Consider the following 25,260-nt stretch of genomic DNA (forward strand, 5'->3'; position numbering starts at 1 on the left):
GGGTGTCGCCGTGATTCCGAACACGTCCTTCGTCCGCAGCGGCGACGCCGACATCGCGTACAAGGTCGTCGGCGACGGGCCGCGCGACCTCCTGCTCGCGTTCCCGCTCGCGTCCAACGTCGACGTCTTCTTCGAGCTGTCGGAGAACGCCGAGTTCGTCGATCGGCTCGCGAAGCTCGGCCGGGTGATCCTCTTCGACAAGCGCGGCACGGGCATGTCGGATCGGGGAGTGGCATCGGTGACGGTCGAGCAGCACAGCGACGACCTCGTCGCCGTGCTGGACGCCGTCGCGAGCACCACCGCCGTCCTGCTCGGGTGGTTCGACGGTGGTGCGACGTGCCTCGTGGCCGCGGCGCGAGATCCCGGCCGCGTGGAGTCCGTCGTCGCGAACGAGGTGCTGGCCGTCGGCCGGCCCGTCGACGGGTTCCCGTGGGGGTTCGGGCCCCGGATCGGCGAGGGCGCGTTGCGGAAGCTGATCGCTCTCGGCTGGGGGCAGACACCGATGGCGCGTGCGATCGCGCCGGAGTGGGCGGGTGATCCCCGGCTGATCGACTGGGTGACGCGCTACGAGCGCCTCTCGGTCCCGCCGAGCGGCGCCGCCAGGCTGCTCGACGATGCGCTCGGGCTCGACATCCGCAGCTACCTCCCGCGAGTGGTCGCACCGGTCCTCGTGATGCACAACGTCGACCTGCCCGGTACGCCGAGCGAGCCCTTCCGCTGGCTCGCCGACGAACTGCCGAACGGACGGCTGAGGCTTCTCCGCACGGGCCCGTCGGTCCCGTTCGTGATCCCCTCCGACGACCTGGTCGACGAGATCGAGGAGTTCCTCGTCGGCACGCGCAGCGGTGGCCGGCGGGAGCTCGCGAGCATCGTCGTCACCGATGTCGTCGCGTCGACCGTGGAGCTCGCGCACTCGGGCGACCGGCACTGGCGCGACCTGCTCGCAGCGCATCGCGAGTCGCTCCGGCGGTCGCTCGCCAGGTTCGGAGGGCGTGAGGTGAACACGGCAGGCGACGGGTTCGTCGCCTGCTTCGCCCTGCCGTCCGCCGCGATCCGGTTCGCCGAACAGGTCGTCGAGGAGGCGGCCGACATGGGCCTGGGCCTGCGTGCCGGAGTGCACTGCGGCGAGGTGCTCGTGCGCGACGACGACCTCATCGGGATCGCGGTCCACGTCGCGGCCCGGGTCGCGGCACTCGCGGGCTCCGGGGAGGTGCTCGTCACCGACACCGTGCGAGTGCTCGTCGACGGGTCGGGCATGCGGTTCGCCACGGTGGGCGAGCACGGGCTGAAGGGCGTGCCGGGCGAGTGGCACCTGTTCCGGTTGGAGGTCGGTCCATGATCCCGCCCACGCGGTACGCCGACCGGGACGGCGTGGACCTCGCGTACAAGGTGTTCGGCGAGGGGGACCGCGACTTCGTGCTCGTGTTCGCCTTCATCTCGAACGTCGACGTCTTCTGCGAACTCCCCGAGCACCTCGAGTTCATCGAGCGGCTGCGGGGCCTCGGTGCTCGCGTGATCCTCTTCGACAAGCGCGGCACGGGACTCTCCGACCGCGGCGGCCTGGACGCGACCGTCGAGGACCGCGCCGACGACCTCATCGCGATCCTGGATGCCGCGGGCAGCCGCCGGGCATCGCTGATCGGCTGGTTCGACGGCGGTGCGACCGCGCTCGTCGCCGCGGCGCGACATCCGGAACGCGTCGACGCGGTCATCGCCTACGAGGCCCTTGCGGTCGGCCATGCCGACGAGGACTTCCCGTGGGCGCTGCATCCCGGGTGGTTCGCGAGCCTGATGGCCGCGCTCGACCCGTCGGAATGGGGTCGCGGCCTGGTGGCGCGGCAGTTCTGGCAGACCGAGGGCGCGGAGCGGCTGGTCAGCTGGTGGGAGCGGTACGAGAGCATGTCGGCGACGCCGACCGCGGCGAGGCGGTTGGCCGAGGCGATCGTGCGCGTCGACATCCGAGCGCACCTCGCCGACGTCGTCGCTCCGGTGCTCGTGCTGCACGACACCGGCGTCGCCGGCATCGACGAGGCGCCGATGCGCTGGCTCGCGGACACGCTGCCGCACGGGCGGTTGCAGCTGGTGCGCCGCTCGTCAGTGCTGCCGGCCGTGCTCCCCGACAGCGGGCTGGTGGACGAGATGGAGGAGTTCCTCACCCGAACGCGGAGCGGCGGCCATCGCGACGTGCTCACCACCGTCTTCACCGACATCGTCGGCTCGACGACCTCGCTCGCGCGGATCGGCGACGAGCGCTGGCGCAGCATCCTCGCCGCGCACGACGAGGCGCTGCGCCGCTCGCTCGCCCGCTTCTCGGGCACCGAGGCGAACACGACCGGCGACGGCATCGTGGCGACCTTCCCCCTGCCCTCCTCAGCGCTCCAGTTCGCCGAGGCGGCCGTGGCGGATGCCGCGGCACTCGGCCTGACCCTCCGCGTCGGGCTGAATGCAGGCGAGGTGATCGTGCGCGCGGGCGAGCTCGTCGGCATCTCGGTCCACGCGGCGGCGCGCATCTGCGCCGCCTCGCAGCCGGGCCGCATCCTCGCGGGCGACGCCGTGCGACTGCTCGTGATCGGGTCGGCGTTCAGGTTCGAGGACGCCGGCGAGCACGACCTGAAGGGCGTGCCCGGCCGGTGGCGGCTGTGGTTCCTGGCACCGGATGTCGCGTCGACGCCGGACGCGGACGGCACCGCCTGACGCGGGCCGCCGGCGCGGCGCGGCATCCGTCCACCCGTCGGCTATGGTCTGTGTTGGCCGTCACGGCCCGACCCGACCCCCCCACGACGACGAGGAGTGACGCATGCGCGTCGGCATGTTCCTGAACTACGCCGGAGGCTTCCGCGAGGTCGCCGACGAGGTCTCCGAACTCGAGGCGGCGGGCGTCGACCTCATCGGCGTGCCCGAGGCGTACTCGTTCGACGCGGTGAGCCAGCTCGGGTTCCTCGCGGCCCGCACCTCGCGGATGACGCTCATGAGCGGCATCCTGCAGCTGTACACGCGCACGCCCACGCTCACGGCGATGACCGCGGCGGGGCTCGACTACGTGTCGGACGGCCGGTTCGAGCTCGGCATCGGCGCCTCGGGCCCGCAGGTGATCGAGGGTTTCCACGGCGTGAAGTACGACGCGCCCCTCGGTCGCACGCGCGAGATCATCGACGTGTGCCGCATGACCTGGCGCCGCGAGCCCGTCGTCCACGCCGGCCGTCACTACCGCATCCCGCTGCCCGAGGGCGAGGGCACCGGGCTCGGCAAGCCGCTGAAGCTCATCAACCACCCGGTCCGTGAGCGCATCCCGATCACGGTCGCGTCGCTGGGCGCCAAGTCGGTCGAGCAGACCGCCGAGATCGCCGACGGATGGCTGCCCATGTTCTTCCACCCCGAGCGCGCGGGCGAGGTGTGGGGCCCGTCGCTCGAGGCCGGGCTCGCGAAGCGTGCGCCCGAGCTGGGGCCCCTCGACGTGTTCGCGAGCCCGGCGCTCGCGATCACCGACCGGGCGGATGCCGCGGCCGCGGCGATCGCGGCCGTGAAGCCGAACCTCGCGCTGTACATCGGCGGCATGGGTGCGCGGGGCAAGAACTTCTACAACGACCTCATCGCGAGCTACGGCTACGCGGAGGATGCCGCGACGATCCAGGACCTCTACCTCGCCGGACGCCGCGACGAGGCGGTCGCCGCCGTGCCCGACGAGCTCGTGCGCGCGATCTCGCTGATCGGGTCGGCCGCCGAGGTCGCCGAACGCCTCGGCGCGTTCGCGGCCGCGGGAGTCACCACGTTGACCGTGACGCCCCTCGCGCGGAGCTCGGAGGAGCGCGTGGCGCTCATGGCGGGCCTTCGGCGCCTCGTCGGCTGAAGAGCGGATCGTTCCACAATCGTCGTCGTGTCCAGCCCCAGTTCGAGGGTGTAGGTCGCCGGGGCGCGGGCGCATACGCTCAGTCCACCGCACGGCAGCGGGCGGAAGGGGAACCTGGGGAGGAGCCGCCGTGGCGGGGCGATGCGGCCTCACGAGGCCTCCGCTCCGCCGGGCGGTGCCCGGGGCGCTCATCGGCTGAGGCGCCGGATGCCTCGCCCGTCGCGGTCAACCCCCTCGGCGACCATCCGCCCCATCCGTACCATCGTGCAGACGGGTGCGGACGAACGGGCCCTCCCGTGGGGAGGGCCGATGTCGCGGAACGTGCGACGGTTCCATTGTCCGCCGCAGGCGGTGTTCGACGTGCTGGCCGACGGATGGCTCTATCCCGCGTGGGTCGTCGGCGCCAGCCGCATGCGCGCGGTCGATCCGGACTGGCCCGCGGTGGGGGCGCGCCTCCACCACTCGGTCGGCGCCTGGCCGCTGGTGCTCGACGACGTCACCTCGAGCTGGGACTGGGCGCCCCCGCGGCGAGCCGCGATGCGTGCCCGCGGCTGGCCGATCGGCGAGGCCGACATCGTGATCGAGACGCGCGTGAGCGGCGACGGCTGCCTCGTGCGAATCACCGAGGAGCCGGCCGAGGGGCCCGGGCGGTACGTGCCGCGGTTCCTCCGGGAACCCATGCTCCGCATCCGCAATCGCGAGACGCTCCGACGCCTCGCGCACCTCGCCGAAGGTCGGTGGAGGGCGCAGCCGCCCGCGCCCGTGGCCGGGGAGGCGGGCGACGCCGACGTCGCCGCTGCGGGCATGGCGGAGGCTGCCGGTGAGGCCGGCGAGGCGACGTGAACCGCCGGCGCGGGAGTGACGGGCGCCGCTCGGACCCCGGAAGCCGCGGGGGCCGCGGGGGCCGCGGTTCCGTTCGCGTCGCGGTGGTGTCGGGCGGCACCGCCGGACTCGGCCTCGCCATCGCGCGCGGTCTCGCCGCCGACGGATGGCGCGTGGCCGTGCTCGCCCGCGACCCCGCGCGCCTGAGCGCGGTCGCCGACGAGCTCGACGGCCCCGACCGTCCGGCACTCGCCCTGGCGGTCGACGTCGCCGACGCCACGGCCGTCGAGGCCGCCGCCGGCACCGTCGAACGCCGGCTCGGCGAGATCGACCTGTGGGTGACGGGCCCGATGGCGGGCATCGCGGGAGACTTCCTCGACGTGGCCCCCGAGGACTTCGAACGCGTGACCGACGTGACGTACCACGGCACCGTCAACGGCATGCGGGCCGCGCTCGCCCGGATGGTGGCGCGCGATCGCGGCCACGTCGTCGTCCTCGGCTCCGCGATCGCGTACCACGCGGTTCCGCTCCTCTCGGCGTATTCGGGCGCGAAGGCGGCGACGCGCGCGTTCGCGCAGTCGGTCGCGCAGGAGCTCCGGATGCGCGGCAGCCGCGTGCGCCTCTCGGTGCTCGAGTTCCCCGCGATCGACACGCCGCAGTACCGCTGGATCGCCCGCGCGTTGCCGCGTGCGACCCGGCCGATCCCGATCGTGTTCACGCCGGAGGCGTGCGCGCGTGCCGTCCTCGCCGTGGTGCGCCGGCCGCGAGCGCGCACGTGGGTCGCCGAGCCGACGACCGTCATGGCGCTCGGAGAACGGTTCGCCCCGACCGCGCTCGACGCGTTCTTCACGCGATTCGGGCGTCGACTCCAGCAGAGCCCGAGGCATGATGGGGACATGCTCCCCGGGAACCTCTGGCACCCCACCCCCGGCGACGTCGGCACGCGCGGAGCGTACGGACGCGAGGCGCTCGGCTGGTCGCCCCAACTGTGGGCCGTCACGCATCGCCGTGCCGCGGGCGCGCTCGCCGCGGGGGCGATCGTGTGGGCCGCCGCGGCGATCGCCGACCGCGCGCGAACCCGGGGCACCGGCGCATGACCATCGACGTGGCGGTCGTCGGCTCGGGGCCCAACGGCCTCGCCGCCGCCGTCACGCTCGCGCGCGCCGGCCTCGTGGTGCGCGTCTTCGAGGCCGAGTCGTCGCCCGGCGGCGGGGCGCGCACCGCCGAGCTGACCCTGCCGGGGTTCCGGCACGACGTCTGCTCGGCCGTGCACCCCATGGCGCTCGCGTCGCCGTTCTTCCGCGCATTCGGCCTCGAGCGGCGCATCGAGCTGCGCCTCCCCGAACTCTCGTACGGACACCCGCTCGACGGCGGGCGCGCCGGCCTGGCGTGGCACGACCTCGACCGCACCGTCGAGGGGCTCGGCCGCGACGGCCCCGCCTATGCTCGCCTGATCGGCCCGCTCGTCGCGCGCGACGACGAGGTGACCGAGTTCACGGGGTCGACGCTGCTGCGCGTGCCGCGCCATCCGCTCGTCGCGGCCCGCTTCGGGCTCGCCGCGATCGAACAGGGCTCGCCGGCGTGGAACGTCCGCTTCGACGAGGAGGTCGCACCCGCGATGCTCACGGGGGTCGCCGCCCACACCATCCGTCCGCTGCCGAGCCTCGCCACCGGGGGCGCCGGTCTCGTCCTCGGCATGCACGCGCACGCGCGCGGCTGGCCCATCCCGGTCGGCGGCAGCGGCGCCATCGTCGACGCGCTCGTCGACGACCTCGTCGCGCACGGCGGCGAAGTGGTGACGGATGCCGCGATCGACGACCTCGCCGCGCTGCCCCGATCGCGCGCCGTCCTGCTCGACGTGACGCCGCGCGCACTCGCCCGCATCGCCGGCCGCCGCCTGCCCGTTCGCTACCGCCGCGCCCTCGCGTGCTTCAGGTACGGCAACGCGGCCGCGAAGGTGGACTTCGCGCTGTCCGGCCCGGTGCCGTGGGCGAATGCCGACCTCGCGCGGGCCGGCACGCTGCACCTCGGCGGCACGCGAGCCGAGATCGCGGCGGGGGAGCGCGAGGTGGCGCGCGGGCGCCATCCGGAATCGCCGTACGTGCTGGTCTCGCAGCCGTCGATCCTCGATGCCACGCGCGCGCCCGAGGGGCGCCACGTGCTGTGGACCTACACCCACGTTCCGAGGGGGTCGACCGTCGACCCGACCGAGGCGGTCGTGCGCCAGATCGAGCGCTTCGCGCCGGGCTTCCGCGACGTGATCCTCGCGTCGGCGTCGCGCACAGCCGTCGAGATGCAGGCCGAGAACGCCAACTACATCGGCGGCGACATCGCCTCGGGCGCGCCGACCATGCTCCAGCTCGTGCGACGTCCGGTGCTCTCGTCCGACCCGTGGCGCACGCCGCTCGCCGGCGTCTACCTCGCGTCGTCGTCGACGCCGCCGGGCCCGGGCGTGCACGGCCTGGCCGGATGGCACGCCGCGCGCAGCGCGCTGCGGCACACCTTCGGCCTCACGGCGCCGCCGAGCCTCGCGCCGTGACCTCGGACTGGTCGACCGAGACGCCATTCGACGGGTGCCCCCACAGGGGCTCGAACCCTGGACCCACGGATTAACCTACTGCACTGGGTCTCCCCAGCCACCGCGCTGCGGCTTGCAGTCTGGACTATATCTTCACCTTCGGCCGAGCCGGTCAGGTGCGCCGCGTGTAGTCTCTGAGGTTCCCTTGCGGTTACCTGCTGATTGCCCAATCCCTCGGATTGTCACTGCCCACGGGCGAGTACCTCGGGCTCTCAGGGTGTTCCAGCATATAGCGGCGGTCATCCAACGCATTTCGGCGCTGGCGCTCCAATGTTCTGTTGAAGTCCGTTGCTCTAACCAACTGAGCTATAGGGGCGTGACCACCATAACAGCCCGGCTCCGGCGCCTACCAGCATCCTGCTTCGGCTCTCGGCCCGACCGCAGCTCACTCCGTCCCATGTCCGCGGCACCTCATAGGCTGGCTTCGGTAGAGGGAGGAGGACCGTGAAGACGTGCTCGACATGCCGGCGCTCGCTCGACTATTCCGAGTTCAACGTTCGAGCGAGATCCGTCGACGGCCTGCAGTCCGTCTGCCGCGAGTGCAATGCCGCCAGGGCGCGACGCTACTACGCCGACAACCTCGAGAAGCATCGCAAGGCGGTCGCGGCTCAGGTCGCCAAGACCCGCGCGGCACACCTTCAGCGGATCGGCCAGTACCTGCTCGATCACCCGTGCGTCGATTGGGTGAGGGCGACGTGCGCGTGCTCGATTTCGACCATCGTGACGGTGCCGAGAAGGTCGCCGAGGTGATGAAGCTCGCGAAGGCGGCCTACTCATGGCAGCGGGTGAGCGCGGAGATCGCGGAATGCGACGTTCGCTGTCGGAACTGCCACGCGATCATCACCTACGAGCGGATGGGGCCGAACTGGCGGTCGAACATCGCGTCTCGTGTCCGGGCGGCCGACTGACCGCGGTACGTCGCGCGCCGCCCGGGTTCAGCAGTACAGCGATTCCGCCGACCGCGGAACCCGGCGCGGATGCCTGGGTTGCGGGGTATCGTGGCCCGCGATGAGCGCAGACTTCCACCGACCGACGCGGTTCCCCCCGACGATGTTCGAGGGGTACCTGGGCGCCGATGACCCGGCGCAGGTGAGCCGCGTGGCGCATGACACCGCTGCGGCCGTGCTCTCGCGCGTGCGCGCCGACCCCGATCCCGAGATCGTCGCGCGGTTGGTGTCGTACACCGACGAGCACGGGATCGACGCGATCGCCGAGCTGTGGTCGAAGGCGTCGGCGAAGAGCCTGCCGGGCGCGCTGTGGCGGTTGTACCTGCTGCGCACGATGATCCGGCACGATGCGGCGGGCGTGAGCCTCGCGTTCCAGCGCGGCAGCGAGGTGTCGCACACGATCGACCAGGTCGTCGCGGGCGCCCCCGTGCCGGCCGGACCCGCCGAGGTGCGGGAGCTCGCCGACGTGATCCTCCGCGGCGTGTTCTCGGGTGACTTCGCCGCAGCGCTCGAGCGGGCGGCCGCCTTCTGCCGGGTCGCGTCCACGGGGTTGGCAAGCCTGGCCGACGACGCGGATGCCGCGGACGCCGCGCATCCCGACCGTCCGGGGATCCTCACCCGCCGGGCGCTGCGCCTGCACTCGCTCGCCGAGGAACTGGCGGCCTGCGCCCGGCTGTGGCGGCACGAGAGCCTGGACTGATCCGGCCGAGGCCGACACGCCCGGGGCGCACGCCGACTGTGGCCCGGGAATAGGTCTCCGAAGCACCTCGTTTACACTTGTCGTGGCCGGTCGCAGTAACCCCGGGCTCCAATATTCGCCGCTTCGAGCGGCCTCGCGCCGAGAGGCGTTCTGCGACCGGCCATTCCCATGCCCGCGACCTGCGACGGCGGCACGGGCGTAGCATCGGAGCATGCCCGACACCGTGTCGTTCCTCGTCGATCCACTGCCGCTCGACGCGACGCCCGAGTTCCTCGAGGCGTCGTTCCGTGAGATCGAGCCGGGTTCCGGGGCGATCGCGGTGAACGACTTCGCACCGCACCGGGGCGACGGCGTGTTCGAGACGCTGGCCCTGATCGACGGGCACGTGCAGGAGGTCGAGCCGCACCTCGGGCGCCTGGTGAACTCCGCGCGCCTGTGCGAGCTTCCCGAGCCGAATCTCGACCAGTGGCGGCTCGTGATCGCGAGGGCTGCCGAGCGCGCCCCCTCCGCGGGCGAGTTCGCGCTCAAGCTCGCGCTGAGCCGCGGCATCGACCCCGGCCCGAAGCCGACCGGATGGGTGCACGTCACGCCCGGGGCCGATTTCACCGCGGCGCGCGAGCGCGGCATCAGCGTGGTCACCCTCGATCGCGGCGTGGCGCGTGGCGCGGGCGAGAGAGCGCCGTGGCTGCTGCTCGGCGCGAAGACCCTGAGCTACGCGGGGAACATGGCCGCGCTCCGCGAGGCGAAGCGCCGCGGCGCCGACGATGCAGTGTACGTGTCATCCGACGGGTACGTCCTCGAGGGTCCCACTTCGAGCCTGATCGTCCGCCGGGGCGACGAGGTGCTCACGCCGCCGCCGGCGGCCGGCATCCTGCACGGGACGACCCAGCGCAGCATCTTCGCCCACCTCGCGGAACGCGGGACGACGGCCGAGTACCGCGACCTCACCGTCGATGACCTCCGGTCGGCGGATGCCGCGTGGCTGGTCTCCAGCGTGCGGATGGCGGCGCCCATCGCCCAGCTCGACGGCGCGCCGATGCCCGTCGACCACCACGCGACGGCCGCGCTCAACGCGTACCTGCTGAGTCCCCGCGACTGACGGGCAGTCTCGGCGGGGACGGTGACGGCCCAGCCCCCGAGCGGGGAACCGGGCCGTGGCCGCACTCGGCGTGGACCGATCAGCCGAAGCGGCCCGAGACGTAGTCCTCGGTCGACTTCTGCGACGGGTTCGAGAAGATCGTGGTGGTGTCGTCGTACTCGATGAGCTTGCCGGGCTTGCCGGTGCCGGCGATGTTGAAGAACGCCGTCTTGTCGGACACGCGCGAGGCCTGCTGCATGTTGTGGGTCACGATCACGATCGTGTACTCCTGCTTGAGCTCCTCGATGAGGTCCTCGATCGCGAGCGTCGAGATGGGGTCGAGGGCCGAGCAGGGCTCGTCCATGAGGATGACCTCGGGCGAGACCGCGATCGCGCGGGCGATGCAGAGGCGCTGCTGCTGGCCGCCCGAGAGCCCGGAGCCCGGGCGGTCGAGGCGGTCCTTGACCTCGTTCCAGAGGTTGGCGCCCTGGAGCGACTTCTCGACGAGGTCGTCGGCGTCGGACTTCGAGATGCGCGAGTTGTTGAGCTTCACGCCCGCGAGGACGTTCTCCTTGATCGACATCGTGGGGAACGGGTTCGGACGCTGGAAGACCATGCCGACCTGCCGCCGGACGAGCACCGGGTCGACCTGCGGGTCGTAGAGGTTGTTGCCGTCGATCAGCACCTCGCCCTCGACGCGGGCGCCGGGAATGACCTCGTGCATGCGGTTGAGGGTCCGGAGGAACGTCGACTTGCCGCAGCCCGACGGGCCGATGAACGCGGTGACGGTGCGGGGCTCGATCTCGAGCGACACGCCCTCGACCGCGAGGAACTTGGAGTAGTAGACGTTGAGGTCACGGACCTCGATGCGCTTGGACACGTCGTTTTCCTTACTGGGGTGTCTGGGGGTCAGCGACCGTACTTGGGGGCGAAGAACCGCGCGACGAGGCGGGCGATCAGGTTCAGCGCCATGACGATGAGGATGAGGGTGAGGGCGGCCGCCCATGCGCGGTCGAGATACGCCTCGGGTGGCGTGCCCTGGTTCGCATACTGCGTGTAGACGAACACCGGCAGCGACTGCATGCGGCCCTCGGTCATGTCGTAGTTCATGCTGTTCGTGAATCCGGCCGCGATGAGCAGGGGGGCGGTCTCGCCGATGACGCGGGCGATCGACAGCATGATGCCCGTCGTGATGCCCGCGATCGACGTCGGGAGCACGACCTTCACGATCGTGAGCCACTTCGGCACGCCGAGTGCGTAGGCCGCCTCGCGAAGCTCGTTCGGCACGAGCCGCAGCATTTCCTCGCTCGAGCGCACGACGACCGGGATCATGAGCACCGCGAGCGCGACGGCGCCGGCGATGCCGGTGCGGGTGCCGGGACCCCAGAAGATCGCGAACAGTGCGTACGCGAACAGGCCCGCGACGATCGACGGGATTCCGGTCATCACGTCGACGAGGAACGTGATGCCCCGCGCCAGCCGGCCGCGGCCGTACTCGACCAGGTAGATCGAGGTCATCAGGCCGATCGGGATCGAGATGAGCGCGGCCGTGCCCGTCATGAGGAGCGTGCCGACGATCGCGTGCAGCGCGCCGCCGCCCTCACCGGTGACGCTGCGCATGGAGTAGGTGAAGAACTCGGCGTCGAAGCGGGCGAGGCCGAAGGTGACCACCGTGATGGACAGAGAGACCAGCGGGATCATCGCGAGGAGGAAGGCGCCGGTGACGAGCGCCGTCACGAACCGATCGGTCGCCTTGCGCGGACCCTCGACGATGCGCGAGAGCAAGGTGATCGTCACGATGTAGACGAGGGCCGCGACGACGAGCATGCCCACCCAGTTGAACTCCGCGCCCGCGAACGCGAGGACGCCGAAGAGGCCGGCCGCGACGAGCAGGCTCGCTCCGAGGACCATCCAGGGGGCGCCGTTGGGCAGCTTGCCGGCGGTGAGCGAATTGCTCAGGGGCGCGGCAGCGACGGGCGACTGCCTCTCGGGCGGGGTGATGGTCGTGGTCATCAGTTGGCTCCCGAGAACTCTGCGCGGCGGGCGACGATCCAGCGGGCGATCGCGTTCACCGCGAAGGTGACGATGAACAGGATGAGGCCGGTGGCGATCAGCACGTTCACGTTGAGGCCGTACGCCTCGGGGAAGCTCAGCGCGATGTTCGCGGCGATGGTGGACGGGTTGACCGAGGTGAGCAGCTGGAACGTCACGGCTCCGGTTGCGGAGAGCACCATGGCGACCGCCATGGTCTCACCGAGGGCGCGGCCCAGGCCCAGGACGGCGGCGGAGATGATGCCGGGGCGGCCGAACGGGAGCACCGCCATCCGGATCATCTCCCAACGCGTCGCGCCGAGGGCGAGTGCCGCCTCCTCGTGCAGGACGGGAGTCTGCAGGAAGACCTCGCGGGAGATCGCGGTGATGATCGGGATGATCATCACCGCGAGCACGATCGCCGCGGTCAGGATGGTGCGGCCGGTGCCCGAGACGGGACCGGAGAACAGCGGGAACCAGCCCAGGTTCTCGACCAGCCAGGAGTAGAGCGGCTGCACGGCCGGCGCCAGGACGCCGATGCCCCACAGGCCGAAGACCACCGAGGGCACCGCGGCGAGGAGGTCGACGATGTACCCGAGGACCGATGCGAGCCGCCGCGGCGCGTAGTGCGAGATGAACAGGGCGATCCCGATCGAGATCGGCAGGGCGATCAGCAGCGCGAGCGCCGCGGCCCAGATGGTGCCGAACACCAGCGGGCCCACGTACGGCCAGAAGCTGGTGTCGAGGATCGAGGCTTCCTCGCTCGAGGCGAAGAGTGCCGGGATGCTCTGGACGATGAGGAACGTCGCCACGGCGGCGAGCGTGACGAGGATCATCGAGCCGGCGAAGACCGCGGAGCGCGAGAAGACGCGATCGCCGGGTCGCTGTTTCGCCCGGATCGGGGCGGTTGCGGTGCTCATCTGGCGGGTTCCTCTGATCTGCTGGTGGAACAGGGCTGTGCCCGGCCCCGCATTCCGGTGGAAGCGACGGGGCCGGGCACGGTCCTTCCTACTGGATGGAATCGATCGCCGCGACGGCCTGCTCGCGCAGGGTGTCGGAGATCGGGGCGGAGCCGGCGTTCTCGGCAGCGACGTCCTGGCCCTCTTCGCTGGCGATGTACGAGAAGTACGCCTTCACGAGCTCCGCGGTCTCGGAGTCCTCGTACTGCTGGCAGGCGATCGAGTACGCCACGAGCACGACCGGGTAGGCGGCCTCGTCCGGCGTGCGGTCGAGCTCGAGCGAGAGGTCGCCGTCGGGTCGGCCCTCGACGAACGGCGAGACGTCGACGATGGCGGCGGCGGCCTCGGGCGAGTACTCGAGGAACTCGTCGCCGACCTGCACCGCGACGGTGCCGAGATCGCCGGCACGCGACGCGTCGGCGTAGCCGATCGTGCCGGTGCCGTTGGTCACGGCGTCGACGACGCCGGAGGTGCCCTGCGCGGCCTCGCCGCCCTCGAACGGCCAGACGCCGTCGGCCTCGTACGTCCACACCTCGGGGGCAGCCTGGGCGAGGTAGTCGGTGAAGTTCTCGGTGGTGCCCGAGTCGTCGGAGCGGTGGACCGGGGTGATCGCCTGGTCGGGCAGCTCGACGCCCTCGTTCGTGGCGGCGATGGCCGGGTCGTTCCAATTGGTGATCGTTCCGGCGAAGATGCCGGCGATCGTGGCCGGGTCGAGGTTCAGCGAGTCGATGCCCTCGAGGTTGAAGATCACCGCGATGGGCGAGATGTAGAGCGGAAGCTGGATGATCGTCGAGTCGGGCGCGCAGGCGGCGAAGCCGCCGGCGGCGATCTCCTCGTCGTTGAATGCGCGGTCGGAGCCCGCGTAGCCGCTCGCACCCTCGAGGAACGTGTCGCGACCGGCGCCGGAGCCCGAGGGGTCGTAGTCGATGGTCACGTCGGGGTTGGCGGTCTGGAACTCCGCGATCCAGGCCTGCTGGGCCGCGTCCATCGCCGACGAACCCGCGCCGACCAGGTTGCCGGAGAGCGTCGACTCCGTGCCGGCGTCGCCGTTCTCGGACGCGCTTCCTTCGTTCGCGGCGCAGGAGCTGAGCGCGAGCGCCGCGGTCATGGCGATGACGACGGGGGCGCCGAAACGCTTGAGGTTCACGTGATTCCCTTCCGGGGTTCGATTGCAGGGGTTCGGGCCGGTGCCGACCCGCCTGCGACGCTAATCAGCGTGCGTGACGAGCGTCCCCCACGAGGGTGAACGAGAGGTGAACTGGATGTGACCGCGTGGGATGCCGGTGCTGTGAGTCCGCCGGGAGGCGCGGCGACCGGGCCGGTGCCGGCCTGCCCTACCCGTGGATGGAGTCGATCGCCTGCATCGCCCGCTCGCGCAGCGCGTCGGAGATGGGAGCCGACCCGGCACCCTCGGCCGCGGCGCGCTGCCCCTCCTCGCTGGCGATGTAGCTCAGGTACTCGCGGACGACCTCGACGTTCTCAGGCGACGCGTACTCCTCGCACGCGATGAGGTAGCTGACGAGGACGATCGGATACACACCGGCCTGCTGGGAGGTGCGATCGATCGCGATGGCGAGGTCGCCCTCGGCGCGGCCCTCCTCGAGCGGGGAGGCGTCGACGATCGCCGCGGCCGCGTCCGGGGAGAACGAGACGAACTCCTCGCCGACGCGCACGGCCACGGTGCCGAGGTCTCCGACGCGCGAGGCGTCGGCGTAGCCGATGGTTCCCACGCCGTTGCCCACCGTGTCGACGACGCCCGAATTCCCCTGGGCCGCCTCGCCGCCCGCGAACGGCCACACTCCGTCGGCCTCCCATTGCCACACATCGGGCGCCGTGGCGTGCAGGTACTCGGTGAAGTTCTCGGTGGTCCCCGAGTCGTCGGAGCGATGCACCGCCGTGATGGGCAGGTCGGGCAGTGCCACGCCGGGATTCGTCGCGGCGATCGCCGGGTCGTCCCAGTCGATGATCTCACCGGCGAAGATGCCCGCGATGGCGGCCGCGTCGAGGTTCAGGGTGTCGATGCCGTCGAGGCGGAAGACGACGGCGATCGGCGAGATGTACAGCGGCAGCTCGATGACCGTCGAGCCGTCCGCGCATCGGCTGAACCGTCCGTCCTCGAGCTCATCGAGGGTGTACGCGCGGTCGGAGCCGGCGAAATCGCTCGCTCCCTCCATGAACGTGTCCCGGCCGGCGCCGGACCCGGACGGGTCGTAGTCGACGGTGACGCCGCCGTGCTCCGTCTGGAACCCGGCCACCCACGCCTGTTGGGCGGCGCCCTGCGCCGACGAACCCGCGCCGACCACGTAGCCCTCGAGCGTCGAACCCGAGTCGTCGAGCCCCATCTCGTTGACCGCGCAGGATGACAGGACGAGTGCGGTGGCCGCGGCGAGCACGGCGGACGCGAGCAGGCGCGTGCGATTCACGGGGACCCTTCGGGACGTGGGACATGGCGCGGGAGCCCTGAGAAGCGGACGATGCCGATCGGCCCTCGCGTGAACAGCGAAACCGAGCCGGGTGAACGGGAGGTGAACATCTCACGTCGCGGTCGTGTGGAGAACCTGCGCATCACCTGCATCCGGACTCGAAGAGGACTCAGACGCGCGGTTCGTGGGTCTCGATCGCGATGATGCCCGACGAGGGGTTGGACGCCGAGAGGTGCACGACGCTGAACCCGCCGACCTCGAGCTCCGCGGCATCCGACACGTACGAGCCGAGCGGCGTGCCCGTCGCGAGCGCGATCTCGCGCATGATCTCGGGCAGCACCGGCCCATGGCTGCAGACGACCGCCGTCTTGCCGACGCGCACCCGCTTGCCGATCACACGCCGCACCTCGTCATTGCCCGCCTCCCAGGCGTCCTGGCTGATGCCGTCATCGCGCCGGACGGGCAGGCCGGATGCCGCGGCGAGCGGCGCGACGGTCGTGAGGCACCGCACGGCGGGGCTGGAGACCAGCTTCCTGGGCGCCCAGGCCTGCAGCATGCCCACGAGCGCCGCCGCCTGTCGCACGCCGCGCTCCGTGAGCGGGCGCGTCGCATCGGTGCCCTTCCACGCGCCGCGGGGCTGCGCCTTGCCGTGCCGCAGCACGATGACGCCGAACGTGCCGGTGACGCCCTGCTCCACGAGCGCTGCGAAGTTGTCGAGGATCTCGCGATCGGGCTCGTAGCTGAGGTAGCCGCGGGCGCGCTTGAGGGTGACCCACTCGAGCGCCGCGATCTCGGCGTTGGGCCGGAACGTCGACCGGTGCACGGCCCGGTCGGTGACGTGGGCGGCCCAGTAGTGCACGATCTTCTCGCGCCCGCTCGGCATGGCGTAGCGCGAGACCCCGAGCGGCACGCCGAGCGCGACGCGCAGCCCGGTCTCCTCGGCGATCTCCCGCACGGCGGTCTCGGGCAGCGTCTCGCCGGGGTCGACCTTGCCCTTCGGGATGGTGACGTCGCCGTAGACGGTGCGGTGCACGACGAGCACGTGCACGCGGCCGTCGATGACGCGCCAGCAGACCGCGCCGGCCGCATACACGGCGGTCGCGACCTGGCTCATCGGCGCTTCGCCGTTCGCGTGCTGCGGTGGGCGGTGCGCTGGATGCGCAGTTGCTGCAGGTCGTCGAGCGGACGGCCCGCGTCGTCGGTCGAATGCCTCGTCCAGACGCCGTCGCCGTCGAGGTGCCACGAGCTCGTGTGCGCGCTCATGGCCTCGTCGAACAGCGCGCCGATCTCGGCGACGTGGTCGGGGTCGACGAGCCGCACGAGCGCCTCGACGCGGCGGTCGAGGTTGCGGTGCATCATGTCGGCCGAGCCGATGTAGACGACCGGGTCGCCGTCGTTGTGGAACGAGAACACGCGCGAGTGCTCGAGGTAGCGGCCGAGGATGGAGCGCACCGAGATGTTCTCGCTCAGCCCGGGAATGCCGGGCCGCAGGCTGCAGATGCCGCGGACCCAGACTTCCACGGGAACGCCCGCGTTCGAGGCGCGGTAGAGGCCGTCGATGATGGCCTCGTCGACCATGGAGTTGACCTTGATGCGGATGCCGCTGGGGCGCCCGGCCTCGGCGTTGCGGGTCTCCTGGGCGATGAGCTTGAGCAGGCCCTTGCGCAGGTGCAGCGGCGCGACGAGCAGGCGCTTGAACTTCTTCTCGATGGCGTAGCCCGAGAGCTCGTTGAACAGCCGGGTCAGGTCCTTGCCGACCTGGTCGTCGGCGGTGAGGAGCCCCAGGTCCTCGTAGATGCGGCTGGTCTTGGGGTTGTAGTTGCCCGTGCCGATGTGGCTGTAGTGCCGGAGCCCGGACTTCTCCTGCCGGATGACGAGCGCCAGCTTGCAGTGCGTCTTCAGCCCGACGAGGCCGTAGACGACGTGCACGCCGGCCTTCTCGAGCTTGCGCGCCCACGTGATGTTGGCGGCCTCGTCGAAGCGCGCCTTGATCTCGACGAGCGCCAGCACCTGCTTGCCGGCCTCGGCCGCGTCGATCAGGGCCTCGACGATCGGGCTGTCGCCCGAGGTGCGGTACAGGGTCTGCTTGATGGCCAGCACGTCGGGGTCGGCGGCGGCCTGCTCGAGGAAGGCCTGGACGCTCGTCGCGAACGACTCGTAGGGGTGGTGCAGCAGCACGTCCTTCCGCGAGACGGCGGCGAAGACGTCGGCCTGGCGGTTGGGCTCGGACGGCATCAGCTGCGCGTTCGTGGTGGGCACGTGCGTGGGGTAGTGCAGGTCTGGGCGATCGATCCGGGCGAGGTCGAAGAGCCCGCCGAGGTCGAGCGGCGCCGGGAGGCGGTAGACCTCCTGCTCGGTCACGTCGAGCTCGCGCACGAGCAGGCCGAGCGTGACCTCGTCCATGTCGTCGGAGATCTCGAGGCGGATGGGCGGGCCGAAGCGCCGTCGCAGCAGCTCCTTCTCGAGCGCCTTGATCAGGTTCTCGGTCTCGTCCTCCTCGATCTCGACATCCTCGTTGCGCGTGACGCGGAAGACGTGGTGGTCGAGGATCTCCATGCCCGGGAACAGGTCGCCCAGGTGGTTGGCGATCAGCTCCTCGAGCGCGATGTACCGCGCATCCTCCACCGACTCGGAGAGGTCGACCCGCACGAACCGGTGCAGCATCTGGGGCACCTTCACGCGGGCGAACTCCTGCCGGCCGGTGCGGCTGTTGCGCACGCGCACCGAGAGGTTGAGGGAGAGCCCGGAGATGTACGGGAACGGGTGGGCCGGATCGACCGCGAGCGGCATGAGCACCGGGAAGATCTGTGCGCTGAAGAACTCGTGCAGGTGCTCGCGTTCGGACTCGTCGAGGTCGTCCCACGAGATGACGTGGATGCCGGCATCGGAGAGCGCGGGCTTGACCAGCTCCTGGTAGGCGGCCGCGTGCCGCAGCTGCAGCTCGTGCGCCTTCCGCGAGATGTCGGCGAGCACCTCGTGGGGGGTCCGGCCGATGTTCGTCGGCACGGCGAGCCCGGTGTTGATGCGGCGCTTGAGGCCGGCGACGCGGACCATGAAGAACTCGTCGAGGTTCGAGGCGAAGATCGCGAGGAAGTTCGCGCGTTCGAGCACCGGCAGCCGGGGATCCTCGGCGAGCTCGAGCACGCGCTGGTTGAACGCGAGCCAGCTGAGCTCGCGATCGAGGTAGCGTTCGCTGAGCAGTTCGGGCGCGCCGTCGATGTCGAGCGGTTCGAAGTCGTCGTCGAAGTCGCTCGCGGTGCGGTCTTCGTCGAGCGTGGTCTCGGCCGTCATCCCCACATCATGCCACCGGCCCGCGACGCGGGGGTGAAGCGGATGTCACCGAGCGGTGACGTTCACGTCGCGGTCGTCCTCGTCGTGGACGTTGAAGCGGTAGCCGACGTTGCGCACGGTGCCGATGAGGCTGTCGAGGTCGCCGAGCTTGGCGCGGAGCCGACGGACGTGCACGTCGACCGTGCGCGTACCGCCGAAGTAGTCGTAGCCCCACACCTCGCTCAGCAGCTGCTCGCGCGTGAACACGCGCGACGGGTGCGCCGCGAGGAAGCGGAGCAGCTCGAACTCCTTGTAGGTGAGGTCGAGCGCCTTGCCGTGCACCTTCGCCGAGTAGCTGGCCTCGTCGATCACGACGCCGGAGGTCTGGATGCGCTCGGCGGGCTGCGTCGCCTGCGCCCGTCCGATCGCAAGCCGGATGCGCGCGTCGATCTCGGCCGGGCCCGCGTGCTCGAGCACGACGTCGTCGACGCCCCAGTCGGGGGTGACGGCGGTCAGGCCGCCCTCGGTCACCACCAGCAGCAGCGGGACCGACAGCCCGGTCGTGCGCAGGATCTGCGCGAGGGCCTTCGCCCCGGCCAGGTTCGTGCGCGCGTCGAGGAACACGAGGTCGGCCTCGGGCGCGCGCACCAGCTGGTCGGGTGACGCGGGGATCACGCGCACGCGATGCGTCAGGAGAGACAGGGCCGGGAGAACGTCATCGTTGGCTGCCGGCGTCAGGATCAGCAGCTGCGCCACGAGCACCCTCCAGTAGTAAGGTGCGGTCAATACTACGGGACGATGAACGGCGTGCTACGGCGGGCGTGTCACGGAGGAGGGGGAAGGGCGCATGCAGGCGGATGCGGAGGAGCGCGCCACGGGGTTCGGGCGCTGGGCGATCCCCGCGGTCTGGCTCATCGCCGCGGTCGGCTCGATCGTCGTCGTGGCCGCAGCCTACGGGGGTCGTCACGACTGGTTGGGCGACTCGGGCCGGTACGCCGCGCTCGCGGCGCTCGGCATGGTGTTCGCGGCATCCGTGCTCGCCGCACTGGCCCTGCAGCTGGCGTCGCGGCGTCCCCACGGCTTCGTCGGTCGCGTGAGCGCGTCGATCTCCGGGGCCGCCATCGTGATCGCCGTCGGGGCGCTCGCGCTGCTGCCGGTCGTCGCCTGAGCAGCGGGTAGACTCGCTGCATGTCCTCGCTGCTCGCGCTCGAACTGTTCTTCATCGGCCTGCTCGGTCTTGCGAGCCTCGCGATCGCCTACATCAGCGGCGTCGTCGTCTTCAAGCTCTTCAAGGGGCAGCGCTAGCCCGTGATCGAACTGCCGGTCGACCTCCCCGCGGAGCTCGTTCCGCTCTCCTGGCTCATCGGGGTCTGGGAGGGGTCCGGCGTGATCGACTACAAGGTCGGCGACGACTCGATCACGCACGAGTTCGGTCAGCGCGTGAGCTTCAGCCACGACGGGCTGCCATACCTCAACTACACGTCGTCCACGTGGCTGTTCCCGGCCGACCCCGACGACGAGCCCTCGCCGCTCGCGGCCGAGACGGGCTACTGGCGGCTCGCGCGTCCGCTCGGCGCGGGCGACCCGGGCCCCGGGCTGCTTCCGGCCGTCGGCACGACGCGCTTCCCCGACGCCGAGGCCGTCGAGACGCTGCGCAACGAGGCCGGCGGATTCGACCTCGAGGTCGGGGTGGTGCACCCCGGCGGCGTCAGCGAGCTCTACCTCGGGCAGGTGAAGGGCCCGCGGATCGACCTCGTGACCGACGCCGTCATGAGGGCGGCCGGCGCGAAGGAGTACGCCGCCGCGACCCGGCTCTACGGGCTCGTCGAGAACCACCTGCTCTGGGCGTGGGACATCGCGGCGCTCGGCCAGGACCTGCGGACGCACGCGTCCGCCCGACTCGCCAAGGTCGACTGATGACGGGGTCGCCGTTCCTCTCGCTGCCCGGCGCCGTGCCCGCCGAGGGGCTCGATGCGGGAGTCGCCGGGCACTACGGCAACCCGATGGTCGAACAGCGCAGGCTCGAGCAGGGCCGCGCCGTCGTCGACCTCTCCCATCGCGGCGTCGTCACCGTCACCGGGCCCGATCGCCTCTCCTGGCTGAACTCGATGGCCAGCCAGCGGCTCGATCAGCTCGCGCCGGGCGAGAGCGCGGAGGCGCTCTTCCTCGACGCGTCCGGACACGTCGAGCACTCGGTGCACGCCGTCGACGACGGCGAGCACACCTGGCTGGTCGTCGAGGGCGGCGAGGCGCCCGCGCTCGCGTCCTGGCTCGACCGCATGCGGTTCATGCTCCGCGTCGAGGTCGCCGACGCGACCGCCGACCACGCGGTGGTGGCCGCGATGCCCGAGGGCGACGGGTTCCCGCTCGAACTGCCGGCAGGCGCCATCCGCTGGACCGACCCGTGGCGGCTCGACCTGCCGAACGGGCACCGGTACTCCCGCGACCCGAACCACCCGGGTGCGATGTGGCGCTACGTCGAGGTCGTGGTGCCTCGCGATGCGCTCGCGGGGCTCGCCGGCGCCGTCCGCTCCGGTGCCGCGGAGGCCGCGGGCTCGCTCGCGCTCGAGGCGCTCCGGATCGCGGCCTGGCGGCCGCGTTTCGCGACCGAGGTCGACGAGAAGACGCTGCCCCACGAGCTCGACTGGCTCCGCAGCGCGGTCGACCTGCACAAGGGCTGCTATCGGGGCCAGGAGACCGTCGCGAAGGTCGTGAACCTCGGCCGCCCGCCGCGCCGCCTGGTGATGCTGCACCTCGACGGCAGCGACACGGTCCTGCCCAGGCCCGGCGACGAGGTGGTCGGGCTGAAGATCCGGCCCGAACCGGCCGAGGGCGAGGAGCCCGAGCGCCGCGTGGTCGGCCACGTGACCAGCGCGGCCATCCACCACGAACTCGGACCGATCGCGCTCGCGGTCGTCAAGCGTGCCGTGCCGACCGAGCTCGAGCTCATCGTCGAGAGCCACGGCATCGACGTCGCGGCCGCACAGGTCGAGATCGTCCCCGCCGACGCGGGGGCGGCGGTCGAGGTGCCCCGGCTGCCGAGGCTCGGCGTCCGTCCGTGACGACGGCGCCCGGGCAGCCGACGCGGATCGCCGCGGGCCTGCGCCGGGTGCGGGATTCGGTGCCCGCGATCCTGCAGATCACGGTCACCGCGGTGGCCGCGTACGCGTTCTCGCGGTACGTGCTGGGCCACGAGCAGCCGCTCATCTCGGCGATCGTCGCGATCACGGCGCTCGGCTTCGTGCGCGACGCCCGCCCCGTGCGGGTGCTCGAGACGGCGATCGCGATGACCCTCGGCATCGCGCTCGCCGAGGTGCTGCTGCTCACGGTGGGCGCGGGCCTGGCGTCGTATGCGGTCGCGCTCGCGCTCACCCTCGCCGTCGCGCGCTTCCTCTCGCCGAACGCGGCGTTCGCGATCGCGGCGGCGGTGCAGTGCTCGCTCGTGATGCTCGTGCCCGCGCCCGAGGGCGGTCCGTTCGTCCGGACCATCGACGGACTCGTGGGCGGGGCGTTCGCACTCCTCGCGACGGCGGTCATCCCGCGCGACCCGCGCCGCACCGCGCTGCGCGACGGGCGGAGGCTCCTCGCCGAGCACGTCGCGGTGCTGCTCGAACTCGCCGACGCGCTCCGATCGGGGCGAGCGGATGGCGCGGGGCGCGCCCTCTCCCGCGCGCGGTCCACCCAGCCGGCGGTCGAGGCGTGGACCGCGAGCGTCGACTCGGGGCTCGCGATCGCGCGGGTCTCGCCGCTCGTGCGCCGAGCGCGCTTCGACCTCGAGCGCCAGCACGCCATGCTCGCGGGCCTCGACCTCGCGACGCGCAACCTGCGGATCGTGGCGCGCCGCGTCGAGTGGATCCTCCGCGACGGGCGGCCGCGGCCCGAGATCGCCGACGTCGCCGCGCGCACGGCCGCCGTCGTCCAGGTGCTCGAGGACTCGCTGCGCGACGTCGCCCAGCAGCCCGTCGCACGTGCGGGATTCACCGAGATCGCCCGGCACCTCGAGCCCGCGGCCATCCTGCCCGACGGTCCGGCCGGCGACCGCCGCACGCTCGGCGCGCTCCGGCCCTACCTCGTCGACCTGCTGACGGCGACGGGCGTCGAGCTCGACGACGCGCGGGCCCTGCTGCCCGGCGACTGACCCGGCCGTCATCGCCCCGGTGCGACCGCCGTCCAGTCCACGGTGAGCTCGCCGAGCCGCCACCGCCGCACGCCGCCGCGGACCGGCCACCCCTCGTCGCGCAGCCTGCGTGCGGCCGAGATCCACCGCTGGGACGGCCCGTACACCGACAGCGGTGCGTGGAGTCGCCACGCCCGATCCACCGCGCCGAGCAGCTCGTGCACCCGCTCGCCGGGCACGTTCCGGTGGATCAGCGCCTTCGGCAGCCGCTCGGCCACGACCGAGGGGGCCTCGAGCCCGCGCAGGCGCAGGCTGATCGTGAACGTCTGCGGGGCGCCATCCGCAAGGCCGACCCACGCGGCGATGCGCCCGAGCTCGTCGCACGTGCCCTCGACGAGCAGCCCGCCCGGCGCGAGCCGCGCCGACATGCGCGACCACGCGCCGGCGACGTCGGCCTCGTCGTACTGGCGCAGCACGTTGAACGCGCGGATCACCGCGGGCGATCCGCCGCCCGGCACGGGCACCTCGAAGCCGCCGAGGCCGAACGCGACCGGCAGGTCGGCGTCGAACGGCGTGGCACCCGCGCGCACCTCGGCGAGCTGCGCCTCGGCGGTGCGCACGCGGGCCGGATCGATCTCGAGCCCGAGCACGCGCACATCGCGCCGTGCACGCCGCAGGCGGTCGGCCAGCTCGAACGCCGTCACCCCGCTCGCGCCGTAGCCGAGGTCGACGACGAGCGGGTCGGCCGCCGACCGGAACCCGGGCTGGTCGGCGATCCACCGATCGACACGACGCAGCCGGTTCGTGTTCGTCGTCCCGCGCGTGATCGATCCGACGGGCATGCCCCAAGTCTGGCAGGGGACGGGTGGGCGGATGCCGCGCCGCTAGGCTGGGGCGCATGGTCTACACCCTCGTGCTGCTGCGCCACGGCCAGAGCGACTGGAACCAGAAGAACCTGTTCACCGGCTGGGTCGACGTGCGACTCAGCGACCTCGGGCGCGCCGAGGCGAAGCGCGCGGGCGAGCTGCTCGTCGAGAAGGGCGTGCTGCCCGACGTGCTGCACACCTCGGTGCTCACGCGTGCCATCCAGACCGCCGACATCGCCCTCGAGGAGGCCGACCGGCTCTGGATCGACGTGCGGCGCTCGTGGCGCCTCAACGAGCGCCACTACGGCGCCCTCCAGGGGCTCGACAAGGCCGAGACGCTCGAGAAATACGGCCAGGAGCAGTTCATGCTCTGGCGCCGCTCGTTCGACACCCCGCCGCCGCCCATCGACGACGACAGCGAGTGGTCGCAGGTCGGCGACCCGCGCTATGCGAACCTCACCGACGGCGAGATGCCGCGTACCGAGTGCCTGAAGGATGTCATCGCGCGCATGCTGCCGTACTGGGAGACCGACATCATCCCCGACCTGAAGACCGGCAAGACCGTGCTCGTCACCGCGCACGGCAACTCGCTGCGCGCGCTCGTCAAGCACCTCGACGGCATCAGCGACGCCGACATCGCCGAGCTGAACATCCCGACCGGCATCCCGCTCGTCTACGAGCTCGGCGACGACTTCATGCCGACCAAGCCGGGCGAGTACCTCGACCCCGAGGCGGCGGCGGCCGGTGCCGCCGCGGTCGCGGCGCAGGGCAAGAAGTAGCCGCATTCCGGCACACGACGAGGGCCGAGCGGATGTCGCATCCGCTCGGCCCTCGGTCGCGTCGGCGTCGGCCGGGTTCCGAGACGGGCGCCGCGCGCCCTCCTCGACCCTCAGACCGTCTCGGGCACCCAGTCGCCGGTCGCGAGATACTGGACCTTCTTCGCGATCGAGACCGCGTGATCGGCGAAGCGCTCGTGGTAGCGGCTGGCCAGGGTCGCGTCGACCGTGTCGACGGCCTCGCCCTTCCAGGTCTCGCCGAGCACCTTGTCGAAGACCGAGAGGTGCAGCGCGTCGACCTTGTCATCCTCGTTGCGGATCTCCTCGGCGAGGTTGACATCCTCGCTGCGCAGCAGGTCGACGAGCTTGCGCGCGATCTCGACGTCGAGCTCGCCCATCTGCGCGAACGTCGGACGGAGCGACTTCGGCACGACCTTGTCGGGGAAGCGGTAGCGGGCGAGCTGCGCGACGTGGGTCGCCATGTCGCCCATGCGCTCGAGCGACGCCGAGACCCGCAGCGCGCTGACGACGATGCGGAGGTCGCGCGCGACCGGCTGCTGCCGCGCGAGGATCGTGATCGCGAGCTCGTCGAGCGCCTGGGCGCGCTGGTCGATCAGGTGGTCGTCGGCGATGACCTCCTCGGCGAGGCTCACGTTCGACTCGTTGAACGCGCGGGTCGCCTTCTCGATCGCCTCCGCGACGAGCGACGCGATCTCGACGAGCCCGTCCTGCACCTCGCGCAGTTCCTGCTGGAACACCTCACGCATGAAATCCGACCCCTTCGGTCTCCGGCCCCGCGTCGGGCACGCGGGAGCATCCGGCACGAACCGGCTCGCGACATCCTCG

24 protein-coding genes are annotated in these 25,260 nt (G+C 71.7%); 14 read left to right on the plus strand and 10 right to left on the minus strand.

All coding sequences use genetic code 11. The features are described from left to right. Positions 1-10: 10 nt before the first annotated feature. From ACZ4TW_RS14345 to ACZ4TW_RS14385, 9 genes are all read left to right on the plus strand, one after another. The gene (locus tag ACZ4TW_RS14345) at positions 11-1,339 is read left to right on the plus strand and encodes an adenylate/guanylate cyclase domain-containing protein (RefSeq protein ID WP_465543502.1); all 1,329 of its coding nucleotides are present in this window, start codon (positions 11-13) and stop codon (positions 1,337-1,339) included. Then, positions 1,336-2,694, plus strand: a complete 1,359-nt coding sequence (locus tag ACZ4TW_RS14350) for an adenylate/guanylate cyclase domain-containing protein (protein ID WP_465543504.1) — start codon at positions 1,336-1,338, stop codon at positions 2,692-2,694. The genes ACZ4TW_RS14345 and ACZ4TW_RS14350 overlap by 4 nt, the downstream gene beginning before the upstream one ends. Positions 2,695-2,797: 103 nt before the next feature. Beyond that, positions 2,798-3,847: an LLM class F420-dependent oxidoreductase gene (locus ACZ4TW_RS14355; RefSeq protein ID WP_465543506.1), complete on the plus strand. Its 1,050-nt coding sequence runs from the start codon at positions 2,798-2,800 to the stop codon at positions 3,845-3,847. 309 nt (positions 3,848-4,156) lie between these two features. Continuing rightward, on the plus strand, positions 4,157-4,690 hold the full coding sequence (locus ACZ4TW_RS14360; protein WP_465543508.1) for an SRPBCC family protein: 534 nt from the start codon (positions 4,157-4,159) through the stop codon (positions 4,688-4,690). A gap of 83 nt (positions 4,691-4,773) precedes the next feature. After that, entirely contained in the window at positions 4,774-5,766 is a 993-nt protein-coding gene (locus ACZ4TW_RS14365; protein ID WP_465543510.1) for an SDR family oxidoreductase, read from the plus strand. After that, positions 5,763-7,208, plus strand: coding sequence for a phytoene desaturase family protein (locus tag ACZ4TW_RS14370; protein WP_465543512.1), 1,446 nt, complete (start codon positions 5,763-5,765; stop codon positions 7,206-7,208). Before ACZ4TW_RS14365 ends, ACZ4TW_RS14370 begins: the two co-directional genes overlap by 4 nt. A 734-nt stretch (positions 7,209-7,942) precedes the next feature. Next, positions 7,943-8,155 carry a hypothetical protein gene (locus tag ACZ4TW_RS14375; RefSeq protein WP_465543514.1) on the plus strand — a complete coding sequence of 71 codons (213 nt, stop codon included), beginning with the start codon at positions 7,943-7,945 and terminating at the stop codon, positions 8,153-8,155. A gap of 100 nt (positions 8,156-8,255) precedes the next feature. Then, positions 8,256-8,894 carry a DNA-directed RNA polymerase subunit beta gene (locus ACZ4TW_RS14380; RefSeq protein WP_465543516.1) on the plus strand — a complete coding sequence of 213 codons (639 nt, stop codon included), beginning with the start codon at positions 8,256-8,258 and terminating at the stop codon, positions 8,892-8,894. A 211-nt stretch (positions 8,895-9,105) separates the two neighbouring features. Further along, entirely contained in the window at positions 9,106-9,993 is an 888-nt protein-coding gene (locus ACZ4TW_RS14385) for an aminodeoxychorismate lyase (protein ID WP_465543518.1), read from the plus strand. A gap of 79 nt (positions 9,994-10,072) precedes the next feature. Here the strand turns inward: ACZ4TW_RS14385 and pstB are convergent, their stop codons facing one another. The 8 genes from pstB to ACZ4TW_RS14425 all read right to left on the minus strand — a co-directional run bounded on the left by pstB (position 10,073) and on the right by ACZ4TW_RS14425 (position 19,411). Next, positions 10,073-10,852 carry a phosphate ABC transporter ATP-binding protein PstB gene (pstB, locus tag ACZ4TW_RS14390; protein WP_465543520.1) on the minus strand — a complete coding sequence of 260 codons (780 nt, stop codon included), beginning with the start codon at positions 10,850-10,852 and terminating at the stop codon, positions 10,073-10,075. A gap of 29 nt (positions 10,853-10,881) precedes the next feature. Next, complete coding sequence (pstA, locus tag ACZ4TW_RS14395; protein WP_465543522.1) at positions 10,882-11,985, minus strand: phosphate ABC transporter permease PstA; 1,104 nt, start codon at positions 11,983-11,985, stop codon at positions 10,882-10,884. Next, positions 11,985-12,923 (minus strand): phosphate ABC transporter permease subunit PstC, encoded by a 939-nt coding sequence (gene pstC / locus ACZ4TW_RS14400; protein ID WP_465543524.1) that lies wholly within the window; start codon positions 12,921-12,923, stop codon positions 11,985-11,987. Before pstC ends, pstA begins: the two co-directional genes overlap by 1 nt. 88 nt (positions 12,924-13,011) lie before the next feature. Beyond that, entirely contained in the window at positions 13,012-14,109 is a 1,098-nt protein-coding gene (locus ACZ4TW_RS14405) for a phosphate ABC transporter substrate-binding protein PstS (protein ID WP_465543526.1), read from the minus strand. 187 nt (positions 14,110-14,296) lie between these two features. Then, positions 14,297-15,385, minus strand: coding sequence for a phosphate ABC transporter substrate-binding protein PstS (locus ACZ4TW_RS14410; protein ID WP_465543528.1), 1,089 nt, complete (start codon positions 15,383-15,385; stop codon positions 14,297-14,299). A 169-nt stretch (positions 15,386-15,554) separates the two neighbouring features. Continuing rightward, on the minus strand, positions 15,555-16,499 hold the full coding sequence (locus ACZ4TW_RS14415) for an NUDIX hydrolase (protein WP_465543530.1): 945 nt from the start codon (positions 16,497-16,499) through the stop codon (positions 15,555-15,557). Next, entirely contained in the window at positions 16,496-18,676 is a 2,181-nt protein-coding gene (locus ACZ4TW_RS14420) for an RNA degradosome polyphosphate kinase (RefSeq protein WP_465543532.1), read from the minus strand. Before ACZ4TW_RS14420 ends, ACZ4TW_RS14415 begins: the two co-directional genes overlap by 4 nt. Positions 18,677-18,721: 45 nt before the next feature. After that, entirely contained in the window at positions 18,722-19,411 is a 690-nt protein-coding gene (locus ACZ4TW_RS14425) for a response regulator transcription factor (protein ID WP_465543706.1), read from the minus strand. A 91-nt stretch (positions 19,412-19,502) separates the two neighbouring features. Here ACZ4TW_RS14425 and ACZ4TW_RS14430 point away from each other — a divergent pair, with 91 nt between their 5' ends. The 4 genes from ACZ4TW_RS14430 to ACZ4TW_RS14445 all read left to right on the plus strand — a co-directional run bounded on the left by ACZ4TW_RS14430 (position 19,503) and on the right by ACZ4TW_RS14445 (position 22,793). Further along, complete coding sequence (locus ACZ4TW_RS14430) at positions 19,503-19,823, plus strand: hypothetical protein (RefSeq protein ID WP_465543534.1); 321 nt, start codon at positions 19,503-19,505, stop codon at positions 19,821-19,823. Between the two features lie 140 nt (positions 19,824-19,963). After that, positions 19,964-20,572 carry a nitrobindin family protein gene (locus tag ACZ4TW_RS14435; RefSeq protein ID WP_465543536.1) on the plus strand — a complete coding sequence of 203 codons (609 nt, stop codon included), beginning with the start codon at positions 19,964-19,966 and terminating at the stop codon, positions 20,570-20,572. Further along, on the plus strand, positions 20,572-21,717 hold the full coding sequence (ygfZ, locus tag ACZ4TW_RS14440; protein ID WP_465543538.1) for a CAF17-like 4Fe-4S cluster assembly/insertion protein YgfZ: 1,146 nt from the start codon (positions 20,572-20,574) through the stop codon (positions 21,715-21,717). Before ACZ4TW_RS14435 ends, ygfZ begins: the two co-directional genes overlap by 1 nt. Beyond that, the gene (locus ACZ4TW_RS14445; protein WP_465543540.1) at positions 21,714-22,793 is read left to right on the plus strand and encodes an FUSC family protein; all 1,080 of its coding nucleotides are present in this window, start codon (positions 21,714-21,716) and stop codon (positions 22,791-22,793) included. The genes ygfZ and ACZ4TW_RS14445 overlap by 4 nt, the downstream gene beginning before the upstream one ends. 8 nt (positions 22,794-22,801) lie before the next feature. Here the strand turns inward: ACZ4TW_RS14445 and ACZ4TW_RS14450 are convergent, their stop codons facing one another. Further along, a complete protein-coding gene (locus tag ACZ4TW_RS14450; protein ID WP_465543542.1) occupies positions 22,802-23,614 on the minus strand; it encodes a class I SAM-dependent methyltransferase in 813 nt (270 codons plus the stop codon). 56 nt (positions 23,615-23,670) lie between these two features. Here ACZ4TW_RS14450 and ACZ4TW_RS14455 point away from each other — a divergent pair, with 56 nt between their 5' ends. After that, a complete protein-coding gene (locus ACZ4TW_RS14455; protein WP_465543544.1) occupies positions 23,671-24,417 on the plus strand; it encodes a phosphoglyceromutase in 747 nt (248 codons plus the stop codon). A 110-nt stretch (positions 24,418-24,527) separates the two neighbouring features. On the opposite strand, the gene phoU is transcribed toward ACZ4TW_RS14455, so the two are convergent. Continuing rightward, a complete protein-coding gene (gene phoU, locus ACZ4TW_RS14460; protein WP_465543546.1) occupies positions 24,528-25,181 on the minus strand; it encodes a phosphate signaling complex protein PhoU in 654 nt (217 codons plus the stop codon). Positions 25,182-25,260 lie beyond the last annotated feature (79 nt).

It is taken from the genome of Agromyces sp. NPDC029043, from assembly GCF_055564615.1.

Coding starts and splice junctions, on each gene's coding strand:
- ACZ4TW_RS14450 (WP_465543542.1), bottom strand. CDS start 23,614: ATGCCCGTCGGATCGATCACGCGCGGGACGACGAACACGAACCGGCTG.
- pstA (WP_465543522.1), bottom strand. CDS start 11,985: ATGACCACGACCATCACCCCGCCCGAGAGGCAGTCGCCCGTCGCTGCC.
- ACZ4TW_RS14370 (WP_465543512.1), top strand. CDS start 5,763: ATGACCATCGACGTGGCGGTCGTCGGCTCGGGGCCCAACGGCCTCGCC.
- ACZ4TW_RS14455 (WP_465543544.1), top strand. CDS start 23,671: ATGGTCTACACCCTCGTGCTGCTGCGCCACGGCCAGAGCGACTGGAAC.
- ACZ4TW_RS14430 (WP_465543534.1), top strand. CDS start 19,503: ATGCAGGCGGATGCGGAGGAGCGCGCCACGGGGTTCGGGCGCTGGGCG.
- ygfZ (WP_465543538.1), top strand. CDS start 20,572: ATGACGGGGTCGCCGTTCCTCTCGCTGCCCGGCGCCGTGCCCGCCGAG.
- phoU (WP_465543546.1), bottom strand. CDS start 25,181: ATGCGTGAGGTGTTCCAGCAGGAACTGCGCGAGGTGCAGGACGGGCTC.
- pstC (WP_465543524.1), bottom strand. CDS start 12,923: ATGAGCACCGCAACCGCCCCGATCCGGGCGAAACAGCGACCCGGCGAT.
- ACZ4TW_RS14385 (WP_465543518.1), top strand. CDS start 9,106: ATGCCCGACACCGTGTCGTTCCTCGTCGATCCACTGCCGCTCGACGCG.
- ACZ4TW_RS14380 (WP_465543516.1), top strand. CDS start 8,256: ATGAGCGCAGACTTCCACCGACCGACGCGGTTCCCCCCGACGATGTTC.
- ACZ4TW_RS14355 (WP_465543506.1), top strand. CDS start 2,798: ATGCGCGTCGGCATGTTCCTGAACTACGCCGGAGGCTTCCGCGAGGTC.
- ACZ4TW_RS14360 (WP_465543508.1), top strand. CDS start 4,157: ATGTCGCGGAACGTGCGACGGTTCCATTGTCCGCCGCAGGCGGTGTTC.
- ACZ4TW_RS14420 (WP_465543532.1), bottom strand. CDS start 18,676: ATGACGGCCGAGACCACGCTCGACGAAGACCGCACCGCGAGCGACTTC.
- ACZ4TW_RS14350 (WP_465543504.1), top strand. CDS start 1,336: ATGATCCCGCCCACGCGGTACGCCGACCGGGACGGCGTGGACCTCGCG.
- ACZ4TW_RS14415 (WP_465543530.1), bottom strand. CDS start 16,499: ATGAGCCAGGTCGCGACCGCCGTGTATGCGGCCGGCGCGGTCTGCTGG.